At 72.7% G+C, this 17454-nt stretch carries 14 protein-coding genes; 5 read left to right on the top strand and 9 right to left on the bottom strand.

The window, feature by feature from the left end; all coding sequences use genetic code 11:
• Nucleotides 1-7: 7 nt before the first annotated feature.
• Entirely contained in the window at nucleotides 8-1378 is a 1371-nt protein-coding gene (locus HNR13_RS00770) for an FAD-binding oxidoreductase (RefSeq protein ID WP_179603998.1), read from the bottom strand.
• A gap of 95 nt (nucleotides 1379-1473) precedes the next feature.
• Here HNR13_RS00770 and HNR13_RS00765 point away from each other — a divergent pair, with 95 nt between their 5' ends.
• The gene (locus HNR13_RS00765; RefSeq protein WP_179603997.1) at nucleotides 1474-2427 is read left to right on the top strand and encodes a DNA-3-methyladenine glycosylase family protein; all 954 of its coding nucleotides are present in this window, start codon (nucleotides 1474-1476) and stop codon (nucleotides 2425-2427) included.
• A 27-nt stretch (nucleotides 2428-2454) separates the two neighbouring features.
• Here HNR13_RS00765 and HNR13_RS00760 read toward each other — a convergent pair whose 3' ends face one another.
• The 3 genes from HNR13_RS00760 to HNR13_RS00750 form a co-directional block, all read right to left on the bottom strand.
• Nucleotides 2455-2958, bottom strand: a complete 504-nt coding sequence (locus tag HNR13_RS00760) for an SRPBCC domain-containing protein (RefSeq protein ID WP_343063385.1) — start codon at nucleotides 2956-2958, stop codon at nucleotides 2455-2457.
• A gap of 168 nt (nucleotides 2959-3126) precedes the next feature.
• A complete protein-coding gene (locus HNR13_RS00755; RefSeq protein WP_179603995.1) occupies nucleotides 3127-4716 on the bottom strand; it encodes a phytoene desaturase family protein in 1590 nt (529 codons plus the stop codon).
• Nucleotides 4717-4744: 28 nt separating this feature from the next.
• Nucleotides 4745-5686, bottom strand: coding sequence for a LysR family transcriptional regulator (locus HNR13_RS00750; protein WP_179603994.1), 942 nt, complete (start codon nucleotides 5684-5686; stop codon nucleotides 4745-4747).
• Nucleotides 5687-5849: 163 nt separating this feature from the next.
• Here HNR13_RS00750 and HNR13_RS00745 point away from each other — a divergent pair, with 163 nt between their 5' ends.
• Nucleotides 5850-9563 (top strand): proline dehydrogenase family protein, encoded by a 3714-nt coding sequence (locus HNR13_RS00745; protein ID WP_179603993.1) that lies wholly within the window; start codon nucleotides 5850-5852, stop codon nucleotides 9561-9563.
• 18 nt (nucleotides 9564-9581) lie between these two features.
• Here the strand turns inward: HNR13_RS00745 and HNR13_RS00740 are convergent, their stop codons facing one another.
• Complete coding sequence (locus HNR13_RS00740; protein ID WP_179603992.1) at nucleotides 9582-9827, bottom strand: hypothetical protein; 246 nt, start codon at nucleotides 9825-9827, stop codon at nucleotides 9582-9584.
• A 49-nt stretch (nucleotides 9828-9876) separates the two neighbouring features.
• Between HNR13_RS00740 and HNR13_RS00735 the strand changes: the two genes are divergently transcribed.
• On the top strand, nucleotides 9877-10725 hold the full coding sequence (locus HNR13_RS00735; RefSeq protein WP_179603991.1) for an aldo/keto reductase: 849 nt from the start codon (nucleotides 9877-9879) through the stop codon (nucleotides 10723-10725).
• A gap of 273 nt (nucleotides 10726-10998) precedes the next feature.
• Here the strand turns inward: HNR13_RS00735 and HNR13_RS00730 are convergent, their stop codons facing one another.
• The 4 genes from HNR13_RS00730 to HNR13_RS21950 all read right to left on the bottom strand — a co-directional run bounded on the left by HNR13_RS00730 (nucleotide 10999) and on the right by HNR13_RS21950 (nucleotide 14219).
• The gene (locus tag HNR13_RS00730) at nucleotides 10999-12480 is read right to left on the bottom strand and encodes an ATP-binding protein (RefSeq protein ID WP_179603990.1); all 1482 of its coding nucleotides are present in this window, start codon (nucleotides 12478-12480) and stop codon (nucleotides 10999-11001) included.
• Complete coding sequence (locus HNR13_RS00725) at nucleotides 12477-13217, bottom strand: response regulator transcription factor (RefSeq protein WP_179603989.1); 741 nt, start codon at nucleotides 13215-13217, stop codon at nucleotides 12477-12479. The genes HNR13_RS00730 and HNR13_RS00725 overlap by 4 nt, the downstream gene beginning before the upstream one ends.
• A gap of 89 nt (nucleotides 13218-13306) precedes the next feature.
• Nucleotides 13307-13732, bottom strand: coding sequence for an SRPBCC family protein (locus HNR13_RS00720; protein ID WP_179603988.1), 426 nt, complete (start codon nucleotides 13730-13732; stop codon nucleotides 13307-13309).
• Nucleotides 13733-13781: 49 nt separating this feature from the next.
• Nucleotides 13782-14219 (bottom strand): AsnC family transcriptional regulator, encoded by a 438-nt coding sequence (locus tag HNR13_RS21950; protein ID WP_179603987.1) that lies wholly within the window; start codon nucleotides 14217-14219, stop codon nucleotides 13782-13784.
• A 312-nt stretch (nucleotides 14220-14531) separates the two neighbouring features.
• Between HNR13_RS21950 and rocD the strand changes: the two genes are divergently transcribed.
• Both rocD and HNR13_RS00705 read left to right on the top strand, forming a co-directional pair.
• Nucleotides 14532-15794, top strand: a complete 1263-nt coding sequence (rocD, locus tag HNR13_RS00710) for an ornithine--oxo-acid transaminase (RefSeq protein WP_179603986.1) — start codon at nucleotides 14532-14534, stop codon at nucleotides 15792-15794.
• 113 nt (nucleotides 15795-15907) lie between these two features.
• Nucleotides 15908-17395 (top strand): peptide MFS transporter, encoded by a 1488-nt coding sequence (locus HNR13_RS00705; protein ID WP_382312141.1) that lies wholly within the window; start codon nucleotides 15908-15910, stop codon nucleotides 17393-17395.
• Nucleotides 17396-17454: the final 59 nt, after the last annotated feature.

Below are 17454 nucleotides of genomic sequence, written 5' to 3'. Positions count from 1 at the left end.
CCGTCGCTCAGGCCGGCCCGAACGCGAAGACGCCCTCCGGATCGTAGGTCGCGCGCGCCTCGGTGAGCCGGGCGCGCACCTCGGCCGGCCAGGTCGCCGCGAACACCGCCGGGTCCGTCAGATCGGCCGCCCAGTTGACGTTGGTGATCGCGGAGATGCGGTGCTCCAGCGCGCGGGTGATCGCCTCGGCCGCCGCCGGAGCCGTGGTGCCGAAGGTCGCGGGATCGGCGGCGATGGCGCTCAGGGCGTAGCCGCTGTCGCGTCCGCCGACCGCCGTGCCGTCCCGGGTGTCGCGCCGGGCGGCGCCGCCGAGCTGGCGGATCTCCAGCGCGAGGAACGGCGAATCGACGCTGGGACCGGCCACGTCGAAGAGCGCGTCGCCGTCCGCCACGTCGAAGTCGTCCAGCATGAAGCCGCGGATCCAGGCCGGCGCGCCCTCCTCCGGATCGTTGTGGATGGTCGCCACGGCCGTGGTGGGGATCTCTCCGACGAAGTCGAGGAAGACCGGCGCCGCCGCGCGGATCGGCGCGAACAGGCGCTCGCCCTCCGACGCGTCGCCCGGGTAGGCGAACCGCACGCTGAGCACGGTGCGACCGCGGAGCGGCGGAGGCGGGCCGTCGACGTCGGGAACGCGCAGCAGCACGACGGAGGTCGTGGCCTCCTCCCCCAGCGCGCCCGCCCAGTCGACCCAGGCGCGGAAGGCCGGCTCGATCGCGTCGCCCTCGAAGAAGACGCTTCCGGCGTAGAGGGTCGTCAGCGGCACCAGCTCCAGCGTCATCTCGGTGACGACGCCGAGGCCGCCCTTGCCGCCGCGGAGCGCCCAGAACAGCTCCGGATGCGACTCGGCGTCGGCCGTCACGATGTCGCCGTCGGCGGTGACGACGCGGAAGCCGCGCACCCAGTCGGCTGTGAAGCCGTGCGTGCGGGCCAGCGGGCCGAGGCCTCCGCCGAGCGTGTAGCCGACCGCGCCGACGCTGGTCGAGGATCCGGTGATCGGTGCGAGCCCGTACTCGGCGGCCGCGGCGATCACCGGGGCCCAGCGGACTCCGGCGCCGAGCCGGACCAGCCGTGACCCGCCGTCCACGTCGATCGTGTCGAGCGCACGCGTGGAGACGATGAGGCCGCCGCTGATCGGAGCCTCCGACCCGTGGCCGGTGGCCTGGACGCGCACCGGGAGGCCGTGCTCGCGGGCGAAGCGCACCGCCTCCGCGACGTCCCCCTCGTCGGCCACGGCGACCACGACGTCCGGGTCGTGCCGGATCGCGGGGTTGAAGCAGGCGACCTCGGCGGCGAGCCCCTCGTCGCCGCGCACGTAGACGGTTCCGTGGACGCGGTCGCGGAGGCGCGCGACGGCGTCGGCTTCGATATCGATTCCCATGGCGAGAACCTACGGGAGGCCACCGACACTCGGCCAGCCCGTCCCGGCGACCGTGCGCCGCGCGATCGTCAGCCGCGTGACGTAGCATGCCGTGCATGACCGCCGTGCTCCCCGCCGACGCCCCGTCCGGGCGCGCCGTGGAGACGGTGTACCGTCCGGCCGGCGCCCTCGACCTCTCCGGCACGCTCGGGCAGCTCGGCCGGGGGCCGTACGACCCGACGACGACCTGGGACCTCGGCGGGATGTGGCGCACCTGGCGAACCCCGGAGGGTCCGGCGACCCTGCGCGTCCTCCGCCCGGCCGCGGACGGGAGCGTGTCGGCCGCGGCCTGGGGACCGGGCGCCCACTGGGTGATCTCCGCGGTACCGGAGCTGCTCGGGCGCGGCGACGACTGGTCGCGGCTGGACGTCCGGTCGCACCCGCTGCTCCGGGACAGCCTGCACCGCAACCCCGGCCTGCGGCTGACGCGCACCGGGCTGGTGCTCGAAGCGCTCCTCCCCGCGATCATCGAGCAGCGCGTCACCAGCCTGGAGGCCTACCGGTCGTGGGCGCGCCTGCTGCGCTGGTACGGCGAGCCCGCCCCCGGTCCTGCGCCGGAGGGCATGCGCGTGGTGCCGACGCTCCAGCAGTGGCGCGGCATCCCCTCCTGGGACTGGCATCGTGCCGGCGTCGACCCGCGGCGGGCCCGCGCCGTCCAGGCCGTCCTCGTGGTCGCATCGTCCCTGGAGCGCGCCATCGCGGCGGCGGCCTCCCTCGACGCGGCGGAGGCGGCCCTCCGGACCATCTCCGGAGTCGGGCAGTGGACCGCGGCCGAGACGCTGCAGCGCTCGCACGCGCATCCCGACCTGGTCAGCGTCGGCGACTACCACCTCGCGCACCAGGTGGGCGAGGCGCTCACCGGCTCGCGGGTGGACGACGACGGGATGCTCGAACTGCTCGAGCCCTGGCGCGGCCAGCGTCAGCGCGTGGTGCGGCTGATCCTCGCCAGCGGGTTCCGCTTCCAGCGCCGCGGGCCGCGCGTCGCCCTCCAGGACCACCGCTGGCACTGAGCGGCGGCCGGGAGGCGTCGGCGCGGGTCAGCCGGTCGTGCCGTTCCGCTGGGCGGTCGCGTGCTCGGCGCGGAGGTCGCGGTCCAGCTCCCGGCACAGCGTCTCGTAGTGGTCGCGCATCGCCGGGTAGTAGTCCTCCCAGTCCGGCAGCTGCTTGCCGTTGTGCGCGGCGACCAGGCGGTCCAGGTAGTAGTCCCAGCCGATGCAGTAGTCCGCCGAGGAGCCGACCGCGCGCAGCCGCTGCCCGAAGGTGACGGTCGTGTGACCGCTCGCCTCGGTCAGGTGGACGAACATCACGAGCGAGTCCGGCGCCTTGCCGACGTCGACGTGGAGCCGGTGCGGGGCGTCGCAGAGCATGACGGCGACGTTCTGCCACTCGGCGCCCTCGCCCTCCGCGTTCATCCGGAACTTGACCGCGCCGGTCGAGCCGGTCCCGGTGTACTCGCCGATCCACTCCGCGAGCCGCGGCGATCGGCTGAAGTACGTCCACACCTCCTCGATCGGAGCCTTGAAGATGCGGTCGAGGACCACATACACTCCGTCGTCTTTGCGAACGAGTCGTCCTGTCGGCTGCGGCATCATGGTGACCTCCTGGAGAGTCCCCTCGTGAACCACAGACTAGTCACCGGCTCACGATTCCGGCAGGGGGCCACGCCTGGGTGTCGTGTGCGAGAGTTTTCAGTCCTTCCGAGGACGCCCTCAGCCCTCCAGGACCGCCATCGCTGCGTTGTGGCCGCCGAGCCCGCTGACCGCGCCGCCGCGGCGCGCTCCGGACCCGCACAGCAGGATGCGGTCGTGCCTGGTCGCCACGCCCCAGCGCTGCGCGGGGGTGCGCAGGTCGTCGTCGTCCTCGGCGAACGGCCAGGAGAGCGGCCCGTGGAAGATGTTGCCGCCCGGCATGTTGAGCGCCTGCTCCAGGTCGCGTGTGGTCTTCGTCTCGATGCACGGGTTGCCGTCGCCGTCGGTGAGCAGCAGGCTCTCGATCGGCTCGGCGAGCACCGAGTTCAGCGAGGCGAGCACGGCGTCCTGGAGGCGCTGCCGGGTCGCGTCGTTGTTGTCGTCGGTCAGCCAGCGGTCGGGGGTGTGCAGGCCGAACACGGTGATCGTCTGGGCGCCGCTCTCGGCGAGGTCGGGGTCGAGGATGCTGGGGTCCGCGAGCGTGTGGCAGTAGATCTCGCAGGGCAGCAGCTCGGGCATCACGCCGCGCAGCATCCCCGCGTGCGCGGCCTCCAGCTGCGAGAGCGTCTCGTTGATGTGGAAGGTCCCGCCGAACGCCGCTGCGGGGTCGATCGACTCGTCCCGCAGCCTCGGCAGGCGCTTCAGGAGGAGGTTGACCTTGACCTGGGCGCCCTCGGCGCGCGGGCGCGGCGGGTCGGCGGGCTCGCCCAGGAGGGCGTCGAGCACGTCCGGAGCGACGTTCACCAGCACAGTGCCGCCGTCCACGCGGCGCTCGTGGCCGTTGCGCGTGTAGGAGACCGTGCCGTCCGGGCTGATGGAGGTGACCTCCGCGCCGGTGACGATGCGCGCGCCGGCCTCGCGGGCGACCCGTGCCAGCTCGCCGGTGACGGATCCCATGCCGCCGACCGGGACGTCCCACTCGCCGGTGCCCTGGCCGATCACGTGGTAGAGGAAGCAGCGGTTCTGGTACAGGTCGGGCTCGTCGACGCTCGCGAACGTCCCGATGAGCGCGTCGGTCGCGGCCACGCCGCGGACCAGGTCGTTCTGCAGCCGGGACTCGATGAAGCCGCCGATCGGACGCTCGATGAGCGCGTCCCAGAGCTCGTCGTCGCCGACCAGGGCCTTGGCCTCGCTGCGCGTGAGGAGCGGCTCGGTGACGGTCGGCCAGAGCGCCCGGGCGACGGAGCCGGTGGACTCGTAGAAGCGGGTGAACGCGTCGGCGTCCGCCGCGGCGCCGATCCGGGCGAAGGACGCGGCGGTCGCCTCCGCGTCGGTGTTGTCGATGAGGAGCCCGGCGCCGTCGGGGTCGCCCGGCACGGGGGTGTACGAGGAGTAACGGCGCCGGGCCAGCCGGATGTCGAGGCCGAGATCGTCGATGATCCGCTGCGGCAGGAGGCTGACGAGGTACGAGTAGCGCGAGAGCCTGGCCTCGACGCCGGGGAAGGCCTGGGCGCTGACGGCGGCGCCGCCGACGTCGTCGAGGCGTTCGAGCAGGATCACGCTGCGCCCTGCCTTGGCGAGGTAGGCGGCGGCGGTGAGGCCGTTGTGACCGCCGCCGACGATCACGACATCGTGGCTCGCGGCTGCGGGGGAGGCTGCGGGGTCGGTCATGGCTCAGAGCCTATGGGATGCGTCGGCTTCAGGACGCGCCGTGACCGTGCGGGGCGCCGTGGCCGTGCGGGGCGTGCTCGGCGGGCACCGCCTCCGCGAGCGCCCGGCGCGCCGCGACCACTCCGGGACTCGACGCGGACGAGCGGCGCGCGGACGTGAAGATCGTGCGCCGCGGCGCGCCGGGGAGGGGCAGCAGCGCGACCTCCGGGCGGGCGCCCGCCCAGACCAGGTCCGGCAGCAGCCCCACGGCGTTGCCCGAGGCGACGAGGCGGATGTGCGTCACCAGGTCGGCGGTCTCGAAGCGCACGTCGGGCTCGAAGCCGGCGGCGCGGCAGAGCTGGACGGCCCAGGTGCGCGAGACGGTCCCCTCCGGCTCCAGCACCCAGGGGAGGCCGGCGGCGCCCGCGAGCGAGTCGGCGCGGACCCGTGCGCCGCGGTCGGCCGCGGTGGCGAGGTGGATGCCGTCGGCGGCGAGGTCGGTGCGGTCGAGGTCGGCGCGCAGCGGACGGGTGCTGCCCGGGTACTGCTCGGCGACCGCGAGGTCGAAGTCGCGCGCGGACACGTCGAAGAGGCCCTGCTCCGGCTCGCGCTCCGTCACCTCCACGCGCAGCTCCGGGTAGTCGCGCGCGAGCGACGCGACGGCCGCGGGCAGGATGGCGTGCGCTGCGGACTGGAAGACCGCGACCCGGACCACCCCGGCGACGGTCGCGCCGGAGCCGGCGACGGCGGCCTCCGCGGCGTCGAGGGCGTCGAGGATGGCCGCAGCCCGCTGCGCGAGCAGTTCGCCCTGCGGGGTGAACTGCAGGCGCCGCCCGGACTTGACCAGCAGGACCGCGCCGGCCTCGCGCTCGAGCGCCGCGAGCTGCTGGGACACCGAGGACGGACTGTACGAGAGCGCTGCGGCGACGCCGGCGACGGTGCCGCGGATGCGGAGTTCGTGCAGGAGGCGGAGCCTGCGGATGTCGAGCATGCACAACCATTCGGTGGGGGTGAGCGATATTGTTCGGAAACGTTCGCTATTGCCGATGATAAACCGCATTCAGAATGTATCCACAGGCAGTGGCGACTGCGACTTCTCCACAGATCACCGGGCATCCCGCGTCGCCTCAGGAGCGAGGAATACAGTCGTGGACATGGTTGAACACACGGACGACGCGCACACGGTGCGGCCGGACGCGCTCGGCGCGCCCGCCGCGGGCGAGGCGCGGCCCGCGCACGTCGCCCAGGAGGCCGTCGAGCTCGTCCGGCGCTGGCTCGCCGAGAGCGCGCGCAGCGGCGAGGACGCGCCGCGCGACCCGGCGGCCGAGCGCCTCGCCGGCGTGCTGCGCGACCCGCACGGCCTCGACTTCGCCGTCGGCTTCATCGACGGCGTCGCCCGGCCGCAGGACCTCTTCGTGGCCGGCTACAACCTGCAGCGGGTCGCCAAGCGGATCCCGGCCTTCCTGCCCTGGTACATGCGCGCGGCGATCTGGCTCGGCGGCGTTTTCGGACCGGTGCTGCCCTGGGTGGTCATCCCGATCGCGCGGCGCGTGCTGCGCAGCATGGTCGGCCATCTCGTGGTGGACGCGACGCCGGAGAAGCTCGGGCCGGCCATCGCGCAGCTGCGCTCGCCGAAGGACCGGGAGGGCCACGGCGCCCGGCTCAACCTCAACCTGCTCGGCGAGGCCGTGCTCGGCGAGCAGGAGGCCGCCCGCCGGCTGGAGGGGACGCGTGCGCTGCTCGCGCGCGACGACGTCGACTACGTCTCCATCAAGGTGTCGTCGATCGCCTCCCAGCTCTCGATGTGGTCGTTCGACGAGACCGTCGACCGGGTGGTCGAGCGGCTCGTGCCGCTCTACGAGCTCGCGGCCGCGTCCCCGACGCCCAAGTTCATCAACCTCGACATGGAGGAGTACCGCGACCTCGACCTGACGATCGCGGTGTTCGAGCGCATCCTCGGCCGCCCGGGACTGCTCGGGCTGGAGGCGGGTATCGTGCTCCAGGCGTACCTCCCCGACGCGCTCGACGCGCTGCAGGGGCTCACCGAATGGGCGACCCGGCGCCGCGCGCAGGGCGGGGCGCCGATCAAGGTCCGCGTCGTGAAGGGCGCCAACCTCGCGATGGAGCGGGTCGACGCCGCCATCCACGGCTGGCCGCTCGCGACCTACGGGAGCAAGCAGGCGACCGACACCAACTACAAGCGCGTCCTCGACTGGGCGCTGACCCCCGAGCACACCGACGCGGTCAAGATCGGCGTCGCCGGGCACAACCTGTTCGACGTCGCCTACGCCTGGATCCTCGCCTCCCATCGCGGCGTGACCGGGCGTATCGACTTCGAGATGCTGCTCGGCATGGCCACGGAGCAGGCCGAGGCGGTCAAGCGCACGGTCGGGCAGCTCCTGCTCTACACGCCGGTGGTGGACCCGGGGGAGTTCGACGTCGCGATCTCGTACCTCATCCGCCGCCTGGAGGAGAACGCGAGCCAGGAGAACTTCATGTCCGCCGTGTTCGAGCTCGGCTCCGACCGCGGGCTGTTCGACCGGGAGCGCGACCGCTTCCTGGCCTCGGTCGCCGACCTGGAGGCCGACCCGCTGCCGCGCGGCGCCGCGCCGCTGCCCAACCGCACGCAGGACCGCTCGCGCGAATGGGAGCAGGAGACCGCGGAGTCGTTCACGCGGCCGCCCGCGGTCGACGCCGAGGCGACGGTCGACGGGCCCGCGGGCCCGGCCGGCGCGGAGGCGGAGGGGCTGACGAGCGTCGTGCTCGGGCTCACCAGAGGGTCGGGCGGAGCGGCCCTGGAACCGCCGGCGCCCGCTGTGGCGGGTGCCGCCACGGCGGGATTCCAGAACACGGCGGACACCGATCCGTCGCTCGCCGCCAACCGCGGCTGGGGGCGGCGCATCCTTGCCCGCTCCGCCACGAGCGAGCTCGGCCTCCGCACCATCGCGGCGGCGGAGGTCGTCGACCCGGGTCACCTCGACAGGATCCTCACCGCCGTCCGTTCGGCGGGGACGGCGTGGGGCGCCCGGCCGGGCTCCGAGCGCGGCGCGGTCCTCGACCGCGCCGGCCACGCGCTCGAAGCGAACCGGGACCGCCTGATCGAGGTCATGGCCGGCGAGACGGGCAAGACGATCGCCGAGGCCGACGTCGAGGTGAGCGAGGCGGTCGACTTCGCGCACTACTACGCGTCCCTCGCGCGCGAGCTCGACGCCGTGCAGGGCGCCGTGTTCGTCCCGTCGGCGCTCACTGTGGTCACGCCGCCGTGGAACTTCCCCGTGGCGATCCCTGCCGGAGGCGTGCTGGCCGCGCTCGCCGCGGGCAGCGGTGTCGTCATCAAGCCGGCGCCGCAGGCGCGCCGGGCCGCGGCGGTCATGGTGGAGGCGCTCTGGGAGGCGGGCATCCCGCAGGAGCTCCTGGCGCTCGTGGACGTGGCGGAGAACGACCTCGGCCGGCAGCTCGTCGCCGACCCGCGCGTGGACCGGGTGATCCTCACCGGCTCGTACGAGACGGCCAAGCTGTTCCGGTCCTGGCGGCCGGACCTCCCGCTGCTCGCCGAGACCAGCGGCAAGAACGCCATCATCGTCACCCCGAGCGCCGACTACGACCTCGCGGTGGCCGACATCGTGAAGAGCGCGTTCGGCCACGCCGGCCAGAAGTGCTCGGCGGCGAGCCTCGTCATCCTCGTCGGCTCCGCCGCGCGCTCGGAGCGCTTCCGCAACCAGCTCGTCGACGCCACCACGAGCCTGCGGGTCGGGTACCCGCAGGACCCGGTGAGCCAGATGGGGCCGCTGATCGAGCCGGCCTCCGGCAAGCTGCTCCACGCCCTCACCACGCTCGGCGCCGACGAGGAGTGGCTGGTCGAGCCCCGACCGCTGGACGACACCGGGCGGCTCTGGTCCCCGGGGATCCGCACCGGGGTGCAGCCGGGCTCCTACTTCCACCTCACCGAGTTCTTCGGCCCGGTGCTCGGCATCATGACCGCCCGCAACCTCGACGAGGCGATCCGGTTCCAGAACGCGATCGAGTACGGCCTCACCGCCGGCCTCCACTCGCTCGACTCCGACGAGCTCGCGCAGTGGCTCGACACGGTCGAAGCCGGCAACCTGTACGTCAACCGCGGCATCACCGGCGCCATCGTGCGCCGTCAGCCGTTCGGCGGCTGGAAGCGCTCCTCGGTCGGCGCCGGCACCAAGGCGGGCGGCCCCAACTACCTGCTCGGCCTGGGCTCGTGGCAGCCGGAGTCGGGCGCGTCGAGCTCCAGCCTCCACCTGCGCGGCCTGGAGCCCCGGGTGTCCGACCTGATCGAGTCCGGCCAGTCGTCGATGGACTACCCCGCGTTCGACCTGGTCCGCCGCTCGGCCCTCAGCGACGCGATCGCCGTGGCCACCGAGTACCACCAGGCGAAGGACGTCTCCGGGCTCGGCGTGGAGCGCAACATCTTCCGCTACCGGCCGGTCCCGGTCGCCATCCGCCTGTCGGAGGGCAGCGGGCTGCCGGAACTGCTGCGGGTGATGGCGGCGGCCACGGTCGCGCGCTCGCCGTTCACGGTGAGCACGAGCGTCGCGCTGCCGCGCGGCACTCAGCAGCTGCTCAAGTCGCGCGAGGTCGAGGTCGTCGTCGAGACCGACGAGCACTGGCTGTCGCGCGTGCGCGGCCGCCGCGTCACCGCCCACCGCATCCGCCTGATCGGCGGCGACCCGGCGGCCCTCGCCGCAGCCCTCGGCGGAACCCCCGACGTCGCGATCTACAGCGGCCCGGTCACTCCGTCCGGCCGCATCGAGGTGCTCCCGTTCCTCCACGAACAGGCCATCTCGATCACCAACCACCGCTTCGGCAACCCGACGACCTTCTCGGAAGGGGTGATCTAGGGCAGGAGCGCTCGGGCGCTACTCCTCTTCCTCCTCGAGCTCCAGGAGCTCGTCGGCGGCGTCGGTGTTGCCCAGTGCCGCGAGGCGGCGCAGCTCCTCGAGGTCGCCGCGCTCGGCGGCCAGCTCGACCAGGGCGTCCTCGGCGTCCGAGCTTCCGGCGTCGGCGAGGCGGCGCAGCTCGGCGAGGTCCTCGGCTTCGATCGCGGCCTCCACGGCCAGGGCGAGAGCATCCGGATCCGACGGGGTCGGGGGTGTGGCGGACATGGCACTCCTTCCGATGAGCGCCACCTTACCCGGGGCTACGCTGAGACGCATGACCGAGAACCCGCCCACCGCCGCCGTGCCCGCGATCGCCCTCAATTCCGGGACGAGCATCCCGCAGCTCGGCCTCGGGACCTGGCCGCTCGACGACGCGGAGGTCGAGCGCGCCGTCCTCGCGGCGGCGGAGCTCGGCTACCGCCATGTCGACACCGCCGCCAAGTACGGCAACGAGACCGGCGTCGGGCGCGGGGTCCGCGGCAGCGGCCTCGCCCGCGAGGAGTGGTTCGTCACGACCAAGCTCGACGGTGGCTACCAGGGCGACGACCGCGCGGTCGCGGGGCTCGACGCGAGCCTGCAGCGGCTCGGGCTCGACTACGTCGACCTGCTGCTCATCCACTGGCCGCTTCCCGCGCGCGACCAGTACGTGTCCACCTGGGAGACCTTCATCCGGTTGCAGCAGAGCGGCAAGGCGCGCGCGATCGGCGTCTCCAACTTCAAGCCGGCGCACCTCGACCGCCTCATCGCCGAGACGGGGGTGACGCCCGCGGTCAACCAGATCCAGCTCAGCCCCGCCATTCAGCGCCGCGAGCAGCGAGCCTATGGGGTCGAGCACGGCATCGTCACCGAGTCGTGGAGCCCGATCGGGGGCTCGGGCGACCTCCTCGCCGCGCCGGTCCTCGCCGAGGTGGCAGCCAAGCACGACCGCACCGTCGGCCAGGTCGTGCTCCGCTGGCACGTTCAGAACGGCCTCGTCGCGATCCCCAAGTCGCGCAACCCCGAGCGGATGGCGGAGAACCTCGCCGTCTTCGACTTCGAGCTCGACGCGGACGACCTCGCGGCCATCGACAGCCTCGACGAAGGCCCGGACGCCGGCGTGGACTCGGACCGCAGCGGGCACTGAAGGCGCGCGATCCTCAGGCGCCGGCGTGGACTCGGACCGCAGCGGGCACTGAAGGCGCGCGATCCTCAGGCGCCAGCGTGGACTCGGACCGCAGCGGGCACTGAAGGCGCGCGATCCTCAGGCGCCGGCGTGGACTCCGACCGCAGCGGGCACTGAAGGCGCGGGACTCTCAGGCGCCGGCGTGGACTCCGACCGCAGCGGGCACTGAAGGCGCGGGACTCTCAGGCGCCGGCGTGGACTCCGACCACAGCGGGCACTGAAGGCGCGGCAGCCTCAGGCGCGGACGAGCGGCAGCCGTACGGTGACCACGAGGCCGCCGCTCGGCGCGTTCGCGAGCTGCACTCCGCCGCCCGCGGCGCCCGCCAGCGCGGCCACGATCGCCAGCCCGAGTCCGCCGCCGCCGCCCGCGCGGGAGGTCGTCCTCGCCCCGTCCGCGCGCGTGAACCGGTCCAGTGCCACCGGGATGAAGTCCTCCGGCATGCCGGGCCCGGAGTCGTGCACGGTGAGGACGACCCAGTCCGGCTCCACGTGCAACGCGGCGCTCACCACGTCCTCGACCGCCGGGGCGGACGGCTCGACGTCGCCCGGCCGCGGCACCGGGCCGGTGTCCGAACGGGCGCCGCGGCTGCGGATCGCCGTGATGGCGTTGCCGAGCAGGTTGTCCAGGATGCGGCCGAAGTCGGTCGGCGACAGCGCGATCCGGGAGTCCGAGCTCGGGCGGCGCTTGGGGTCGTAGTCGAAGTCCACCGAGATCGACCGGTCGTCCTCGTCGCTGCTGACCAGCAGGCGCGCGCGGTCGATCGCGTCGGTCAGCTCGTCCACCAGCGTCCGCCAGTCGATGCGTCCGCTGGAGGGGCCGGCCTCGATGCGCGACAGCTCGAGCAGGTTGTTGGCGAGCGTCCCCAGCCGCAGGGCGGTCGAGTGCGACGAGCGGATGTCGTCGAGGAGCGCGTCCGCGTCGCCCGCGTCCAGCTCCGCCAGCTCCAGCTGGCCGCGCAGCACGGCCAGCGGCGTGCGGAGCTCGTGGCTGGCGTCGGACACCATCTGGCGCTCGCGGTCGGCCGACGCCCGCAACCGGCGGATCAGGTCGTTCAGCGTCGTCGCCAGCTCGGACAGCTCGTCCTGGGCCGGGCCGACGGTCAGCAGGCCCGCGTCGTCGCCCCTGCCGGCCGTCTCGCCGCCGGCGATCCGGTCGGCCTGCTCGCGCATCCGGCTGACCGGCCGCAGCGCCGCACGCGCCAGCAGCCAGGACGCCCCGCCGAAGCCGAGGATCAGGACGCCCGCGCCGATCAGCAGGGCGAGGGTGAGCCGGTCGAGGATGAGCGAGGTCGTCTCGTCGTTGCGGGCGGCGACGACGTGCATGGTGCCCGCTTTGGTCGGCACGGCCTTCACGAGCACTTCGTACGTGTCGTCGCCGACCTGCACGGTCGACGGCGTCGGCGGGAGGGCCAGCAGGCGGTCGATCCGGTCCTCCAGCGCCGTGGGCAGCGTGGAGTCCAGGATGACGCCGTTCGCGTCGACGACGGCGAGCTCCTGCCCGCCGCCTGGCAGGTCGAACGGTCCGGTCGGATTCGACTGGACCGACTGGACCGGGGCGGCCACGTCGTTGTCGAGGAGGGTGACGGTCGCGTTGTGGAGGATGGACGACACCCCCACGCGGATGACGACGACCGCGACCAGGCCGAACAGGGTGGCGACGATGAGGCTGCCGATCGTGATGCGCGCGGTGATCGACAGGCGCCGCAGCCAGGTCACGGCGCCGGGGTCTCCGTCGGCTGCTTCGCGTCCGCCTGCTTGCCCTCGGTCGTCGACTCCAGCGCGTTCTTCGCGTCGAGCCGGTAGCCGCGGCCGCGCTCCGTCACGATGGACAGGCCGGCGCCGGCCAGGTCGAGCTTCTTGCGCAGGTAGGAGACGTACTGGTCGATGACGTTCGTCCCGATGTTGTCCGTGGTGCCCCAGACCGACTCGAGGATGTCGGCGCGCGACAGCGTCTTGTCCGGGTTCGTGGCGAACAGCCGCAGCAGGGTGAACTCCCGGCGGCTGAGCGGCATCTCGTGGCCGGAGACCAGTGCCTGGTGCTCGTGCGAGTCGATCGTGAGCCGGCCGACGCTGACCTGCGGCCGCATCCCGCTGGGCTCGCGGCGCAGCAGGGCGCGCACGCGCGCGGCCAGCTCGGCGAACGCGAACGGCTTCGTCAGGTAGTCGTCGGCGCCGGAGTCGAGGCCGTGCACGCGGTCCTCGATGGCGTCGCGCGCGGTGAGGAGCAGGATCGGCATGGGGTTGGCCGCCTCGCGGATGTGCCTGCACAGCTCGAAGCCGCTCATCCCGGGCAGCATGACGTCGATCGCGGCAGCCGAGAACGTGTCCCCGCGCAGCGCGATGAGGGCGTCGACGCCGTTGGTGACCAGGGTGACGTCGTATCCTTCGGCGGCGAGACCCCGCTCGACGAGGCCTCCCATGTCCGGATCGTCTTCGACAACGAGCAACTTCATGCGCCCATCGTGCCACTGATCGCCGTGGTCGCGCTCGGATCGGGGGGTCGGACGCTTGACGTCCGCTGAATGTTCTCGCAGAACGGACGTCAGGTTTGCTCCACCACCGACTTGAGCGAGCCCAACGTCATGCCCCAGTTCTCGCTCATCCGCTCGGCCTCCGCCTCGTCGGCGCAGCCGTCCTGGGTGACGGTCACCGCGGTGCCCCCCGCGTCGTCGGCGAGGAGGTACGAGACCGTCTGGTAGCTCTCCGGGACGTCCGGTTTGCCGCTGAGCGGGCTGTAGTAGCTGGAGACGAGGCGCTCGCCGGGGACGACCTCCAGGATCGTGCCCTTGTCCTCGTACGGCCTGCCCTCCCACTCGCCGCGGTAGACGATCGGGCTGCCCTCGTGCCAGTCGGTGCTGACGCGGCTGCCGAACAGGTAGCGCGCGATCGTGTCCGGGTCGGTGATGGCGCGCCAGACGTCCGCGCGCGGGACGTCGACGTGGATGGTCGCTCGTGCTGTCGTGCTCATTGGCCCAGCATCCACCCGTCGGCGGCGCGCGGATAGAAGATTCGCGACGTCAGTTGTTGCCGCGGTTGATGAGCCGCGACAGCACGATCGCGCTCCGGGTGTGGTCGACGTTCGGCGCCAGGCGCACCTTCTCGAGCGCGGCCTCCAGGCTCGGGATGTCGCGCGAGCGGATGTGGACGATCGCGTCGGCGCTGCCGGTGACCGTGCCCGCGTCGACGACCTCGGGGACGGCCGAGAGGATGCGCAGCAGCTCCTCGGGCGACACGGTGCCGCGGCAGAACAGCTCGACGTAGGCCTCCGTGCTCATCCCGTCGATGGCGGGGTCCACCTGGATGGTGAAGCCGCGGATGACCCCGTCGCCGACGAGCTTGTCGACCCGGCGCTTGACCGCCGAGGCGGACAGGCCGACGACGCCGCCGATGTCGCCGTAGCCGGCGCGCGCGTTCTGGCGGAGCAGGTCGAGGATGCTGCGATCGAGGTTGTCCACGGCGCAAGCATACGGTGGATCGTTGCGCGGAGGTGAACGTTACGCGGGAATCGTGCGCTCCTGCGCAATGGATCGGCGTGCGTGGAACTCTGGGCGCGGGCGCCTGCGCGGGGCTGTGCGCGCAGTGGATCATCGTGCACGAATTCTGCGCGACACGCAGAAGGGCGGCGATTTCGTGCGCGAAGACGCAGCCAATCGCTGACATCCGCGTGTGAGACTAGCTCCGAGCTTTCGGCGATGACGCCCGCGACGATGCGCGCGTCGACGCCGCCTGGCCTTCGCGACCACCGCGACCATCCCGAGAGGACGACCATGACCGACACCGTCGCCCACCGCATCCACCCGTCGACGCCCGCGCCGACGGAGCGCCAGGCGCAGGCGATCGCGCTCGAGGACGAGCACGCTGCCCACAACTACCACCCGCTCCCCGTCGTCATCGCCGAAGGCGAGGGCGCCTGGGTGACCGACATCGACGGCCGCCGCTACCTGGACTGCCTGGCCGCCTACTCCGCGGTCAACTTCGGCCACTCCCACCCGCTGCTGCTCGACGCGGCGCGGGCGCAGCTGGACCGGATCACGCTGACCAGCCGCGCCTTCCACAACGACCAGCTCGGCCCGTTCGCCGCCGAGCTCGCGGCGCTCGCGGGCAAGGACCTGGTGCTGCCGATGAACACCGGCGCGGAGGCCGTCGAGACCGCGATCAAAGTGGCGCGCGCGTGGGGCTACCGCGTGAAGGGCGTGCCGGACGGGCGCGCGAACATCGTCGTGATGGCGGGGAACTTCCACGGCCGGACCATCACGATCGTGAGCTTCTCCGACGACCCGGACGCGCGCGACGGCTTCGGCCCGTACACGCCGGGCTTCCGCACGGTCCCGTACGGCGACGCGGACGCCGTCGCGGCCGCGATCGACGACGACACCGTGGCGGTGCTGGTGGAGCCCATCCAGGGCGAGGCCGGGGTCGTCGTGCCGCCGGCGGACTTCCTCCCCGCGGTCCGGGCGCTCTGCGACGAGCGCCGGGTGCTCCTGATCGCCGACGAGATCCAGTCCGGGCTCGGCCGTGTGGGCGCGACGTTCGCGTGCGACCTGGTGGGTGTCGTGCCCGACCTCTACCTGCTCGGCAAAGCGCTCGGCGGCGGGATCGTTCCGGTCTCGGCCGTGGTCGGCGACCGCGACGTGCTCGGCGTCATCCAGCCCGGCGAGCACGGCTCCACCTTCGGAGGCAACCCGCTGGCCGCGGCGGTCGGCCGGGCTGTGGTCGGCCTCCTGGCGACGGGGGAGCCGCAGGAACGCGCGGAGCTCCTCGGGCGCCGCCTGCACTCCGACCTCGCCCGGCTGCTCGGCCACGGCGTCCGCGAGGTGCGCGGCGCGGGCCTCTGGGCCGGCATCGACATCGACCCGGCGCTCGCGACCGGGCGCGAAGTGTGCGAGCTGCTCATGGAGCGCGGCGTGCTGGCGAAGGACACCCACGGCTCCACGATCCGGCTCGCGCCGCCGATCGTCGTCGAGCCGAGCGAGATCGACTGGGCGGTGGACCAGCTGGAGGCGGTGCTGCGGGAGCTGGGGGCGCGGTAGGAGAACTCACACCGAAGGTCACCCGGACGGCGTGAGCTCCGCCGATCGTCAGGGATCAGCGGAGCCGTCACCCGGCGTTCACCTCCGCGCGCGGCGGTGGGAGCATGGGCGCCATGACTGACACCGGCGACAGCGACAGGCCAGGCACGGCGACCGCGACCACCGACGCGAGCCACGGCTTCTTCGGGCAGCCGCGCTCGCTCGCCAACATCTTCGGCGTGGAGATGTGGGAGCGGTTCTCGTTCTACGGGATGCAGGGCATCCTCCTCATCTACCTCTACTACGACGCGGCCAAAGGCGGCCTGGGCGTCGACCAGGCGACCGCCGCGGGCATCGTCGGGGCGTACGGCGGGGCCGTGTACCTCTCCACGATCCTCGGCGCCTGGCTGGCCGACCGGCTGTTCGGGTCGGAGCGCGTGCTGTTCTGGAGTGCGGTCGTCATCATGGCCGGGCACATCTCGCTCGCCCTGCTGCCGGGATTCGCCGGCGTCATCGCCGGCCTCCTCTTCATCGCCGTCGGCAGCGGAGGGCTCAAGGCGAACGCGACCCGCATCGTCGGGACGCTCTACGGCGAGCACGACCCCCGGCGCGACGCCGGCTTCTCGCTCTTCTACCTCGGCATCAACCTCGGCGCGTTTTTCGGGCCGCTGCTGACCGGGCTGCTGCAGTCCACCCTCGGCTTCCACTGGGGGTTCGGGCTCGCCGCTGTCGGGATGGCCATCGGCCTGATCCAGTACTCGCTCGGCCGCAAGCGCCTCCCGGACCTCGCCCGCGAGGTGCCGCACCCGCTCCCGCGCACGCGCCTGCCGCTCGTGATCGGTATCGCGGTGGCCGGGGTGATCGTCATCCTCGCGCTGGTGCTGACCGGGGTGGTCAACGCGATCAACCTGGCGCTCTGGGTGATCGGCGTCACCATCGTCGCAGCGATCTCCTACTTCGTCGTCATCCTCAGCTCGAAGCTGCTGAGCCCGGACGAGCGCAGCCGGATCGTCGCGTTCATCCCGCTCTTCATCACGAACGCCGCGTTCTGGTCGCTCTATCAGCAGCAGTTCACCGTGGTGACGATCTACTCCGACGAGCGGCTCGACCGGAACCTGTTCGGGTGGGAGTTCCCGGTCTCGTGGGTGCAGTCGATCAACCCGATCTTCATCATCATCCTCTCCGGCGTCTTCGCCGCGATCTGGACCAAGTGGGGCGACAAGCAGCCGTCGACGCCGCTGAAGTTCGCGGCGGGCACGGTCGTGATGGGCTTGGCGTTCTTCCTGTTCCTGTTCTGGGCGGGAGGCGGCAAGAACAGCACGCCGCTGCTCGCGATGGTCGGCATCCTGCTCGTGTTCACGGTCGCGGAGCTGCTCATCTCGCCGGTCGGCCTTTCGGCCTCCACGAAGCTGGCGCCGCACGCGTACCAGGCGCAGATGGTCGCGCTGTACTTCCTGTCGGTGGCGCTCGGGACGGCGATGTCCGGGCAGCTCGCGAAGCTCTACTCGCCGGCCACCGAGGGCGTGTACTTCGGCGTGATCGGCGCGGTCGCGGTGGTGATCGGGGTCGTGCTGGCGCTGATGAGCCCGTGGGTGCTGCGGATGATGCGCGGGGTGCGGTAGCCGGCGCTCGGTAGCCAGCGGAGGAGATCGGGCGCGACACGCCGCGGTTCGGCAGCGAG

The sequence above is a fragment of the Leifsonia shinshuensis genome, from assembly GCF_013410375.1.
Classification (GTDB): Bacteria; Actinomycetota; Actinomycetes; order Actinomycetales; family Microbacteriaceae; genus Leifsonia; species Leifsonia shinshuensis.
The sequence above is the reverse complement of the archived record's forward strand: the minus strand, read 5'-3'. Positions and strand labels throughout refer to the sequence as shown.

Coding starts and splice junctions, on each gene's coding strand:
- HNR13_RS00770 (WP_179603998.1), bottom strand. CDS start 1,378: ATGGGAATCGATATCGAAGCCGACGCCGTCGCGCGCCTCCGCGACCGC.
- HNR13_RS00765 (WP_179603997.1), top strand. CDS start 1,474: ATGACCGCCGTGCTCCCCGCCGACGCCCCGTCCGGGCGCGCCGTGGAG.
- HNR13_RS00755 (WP_179603995.1), bottom strand. CDS start 4,716: ATGACCGACCCCGCAGCCTCCCCCGCAGCCGCGAGCCACGATGTCGTG.
- HNR13_RS00750 (WP_179603994.1), bottom strand. CDS start 5,686: ATGCTCGACATCCGCAGGCTCCGCCTCCTGCACGAACTCCGCATCCGC.
- HNR13_RS00745 (WP_179603993.1), top strand. CDS start 5,850: ATGGTTGAACACACGGACGACGCGCACACGGTGCGGCCGGACGCGCTC.
- HNR13_RS00740 (WP_179603992.1), bottom strand. CDS start 9,827: ATGTCCGCCACACCCCCGACCCCGTCGGATCCGGATGCTCTCGCCCTG.
- HNR13_RS00735 (WP_179603991.1), top strand. CDS start 9,877: ATGACCGAGAACCCGCCCACCGCCGCCGTGCCCGCGATCGCCCTCAAT.
- HNR13_RS00725 (WP_179603989.1), bottom strand. CDS start 13,217: ATGAAGTTGCTCGTTGTCGAAGACGATCCGGACATGGGAGGCCTCGTC.
- HNR13_RS00720 (WP_179603988.1), bottom strand. CDS start 13,732: ATGAGCACGACAGCACGAGCGACCATCCACGTCGACGTCCCGCGCGCG.
- rocD (WP_179603986.1), top strand. CDS start 14,532: ATGACCGACACCGTCGCCCACCGCATCCACCCGTCGACGCCCGCGCCG.
- HNR13_RS00705 (WP_382312141.1), top strand. CDS start 15,908: ATGACTGACACCGGCGACAGCGACAGGCCAGGCACGGCGACCGCGACC.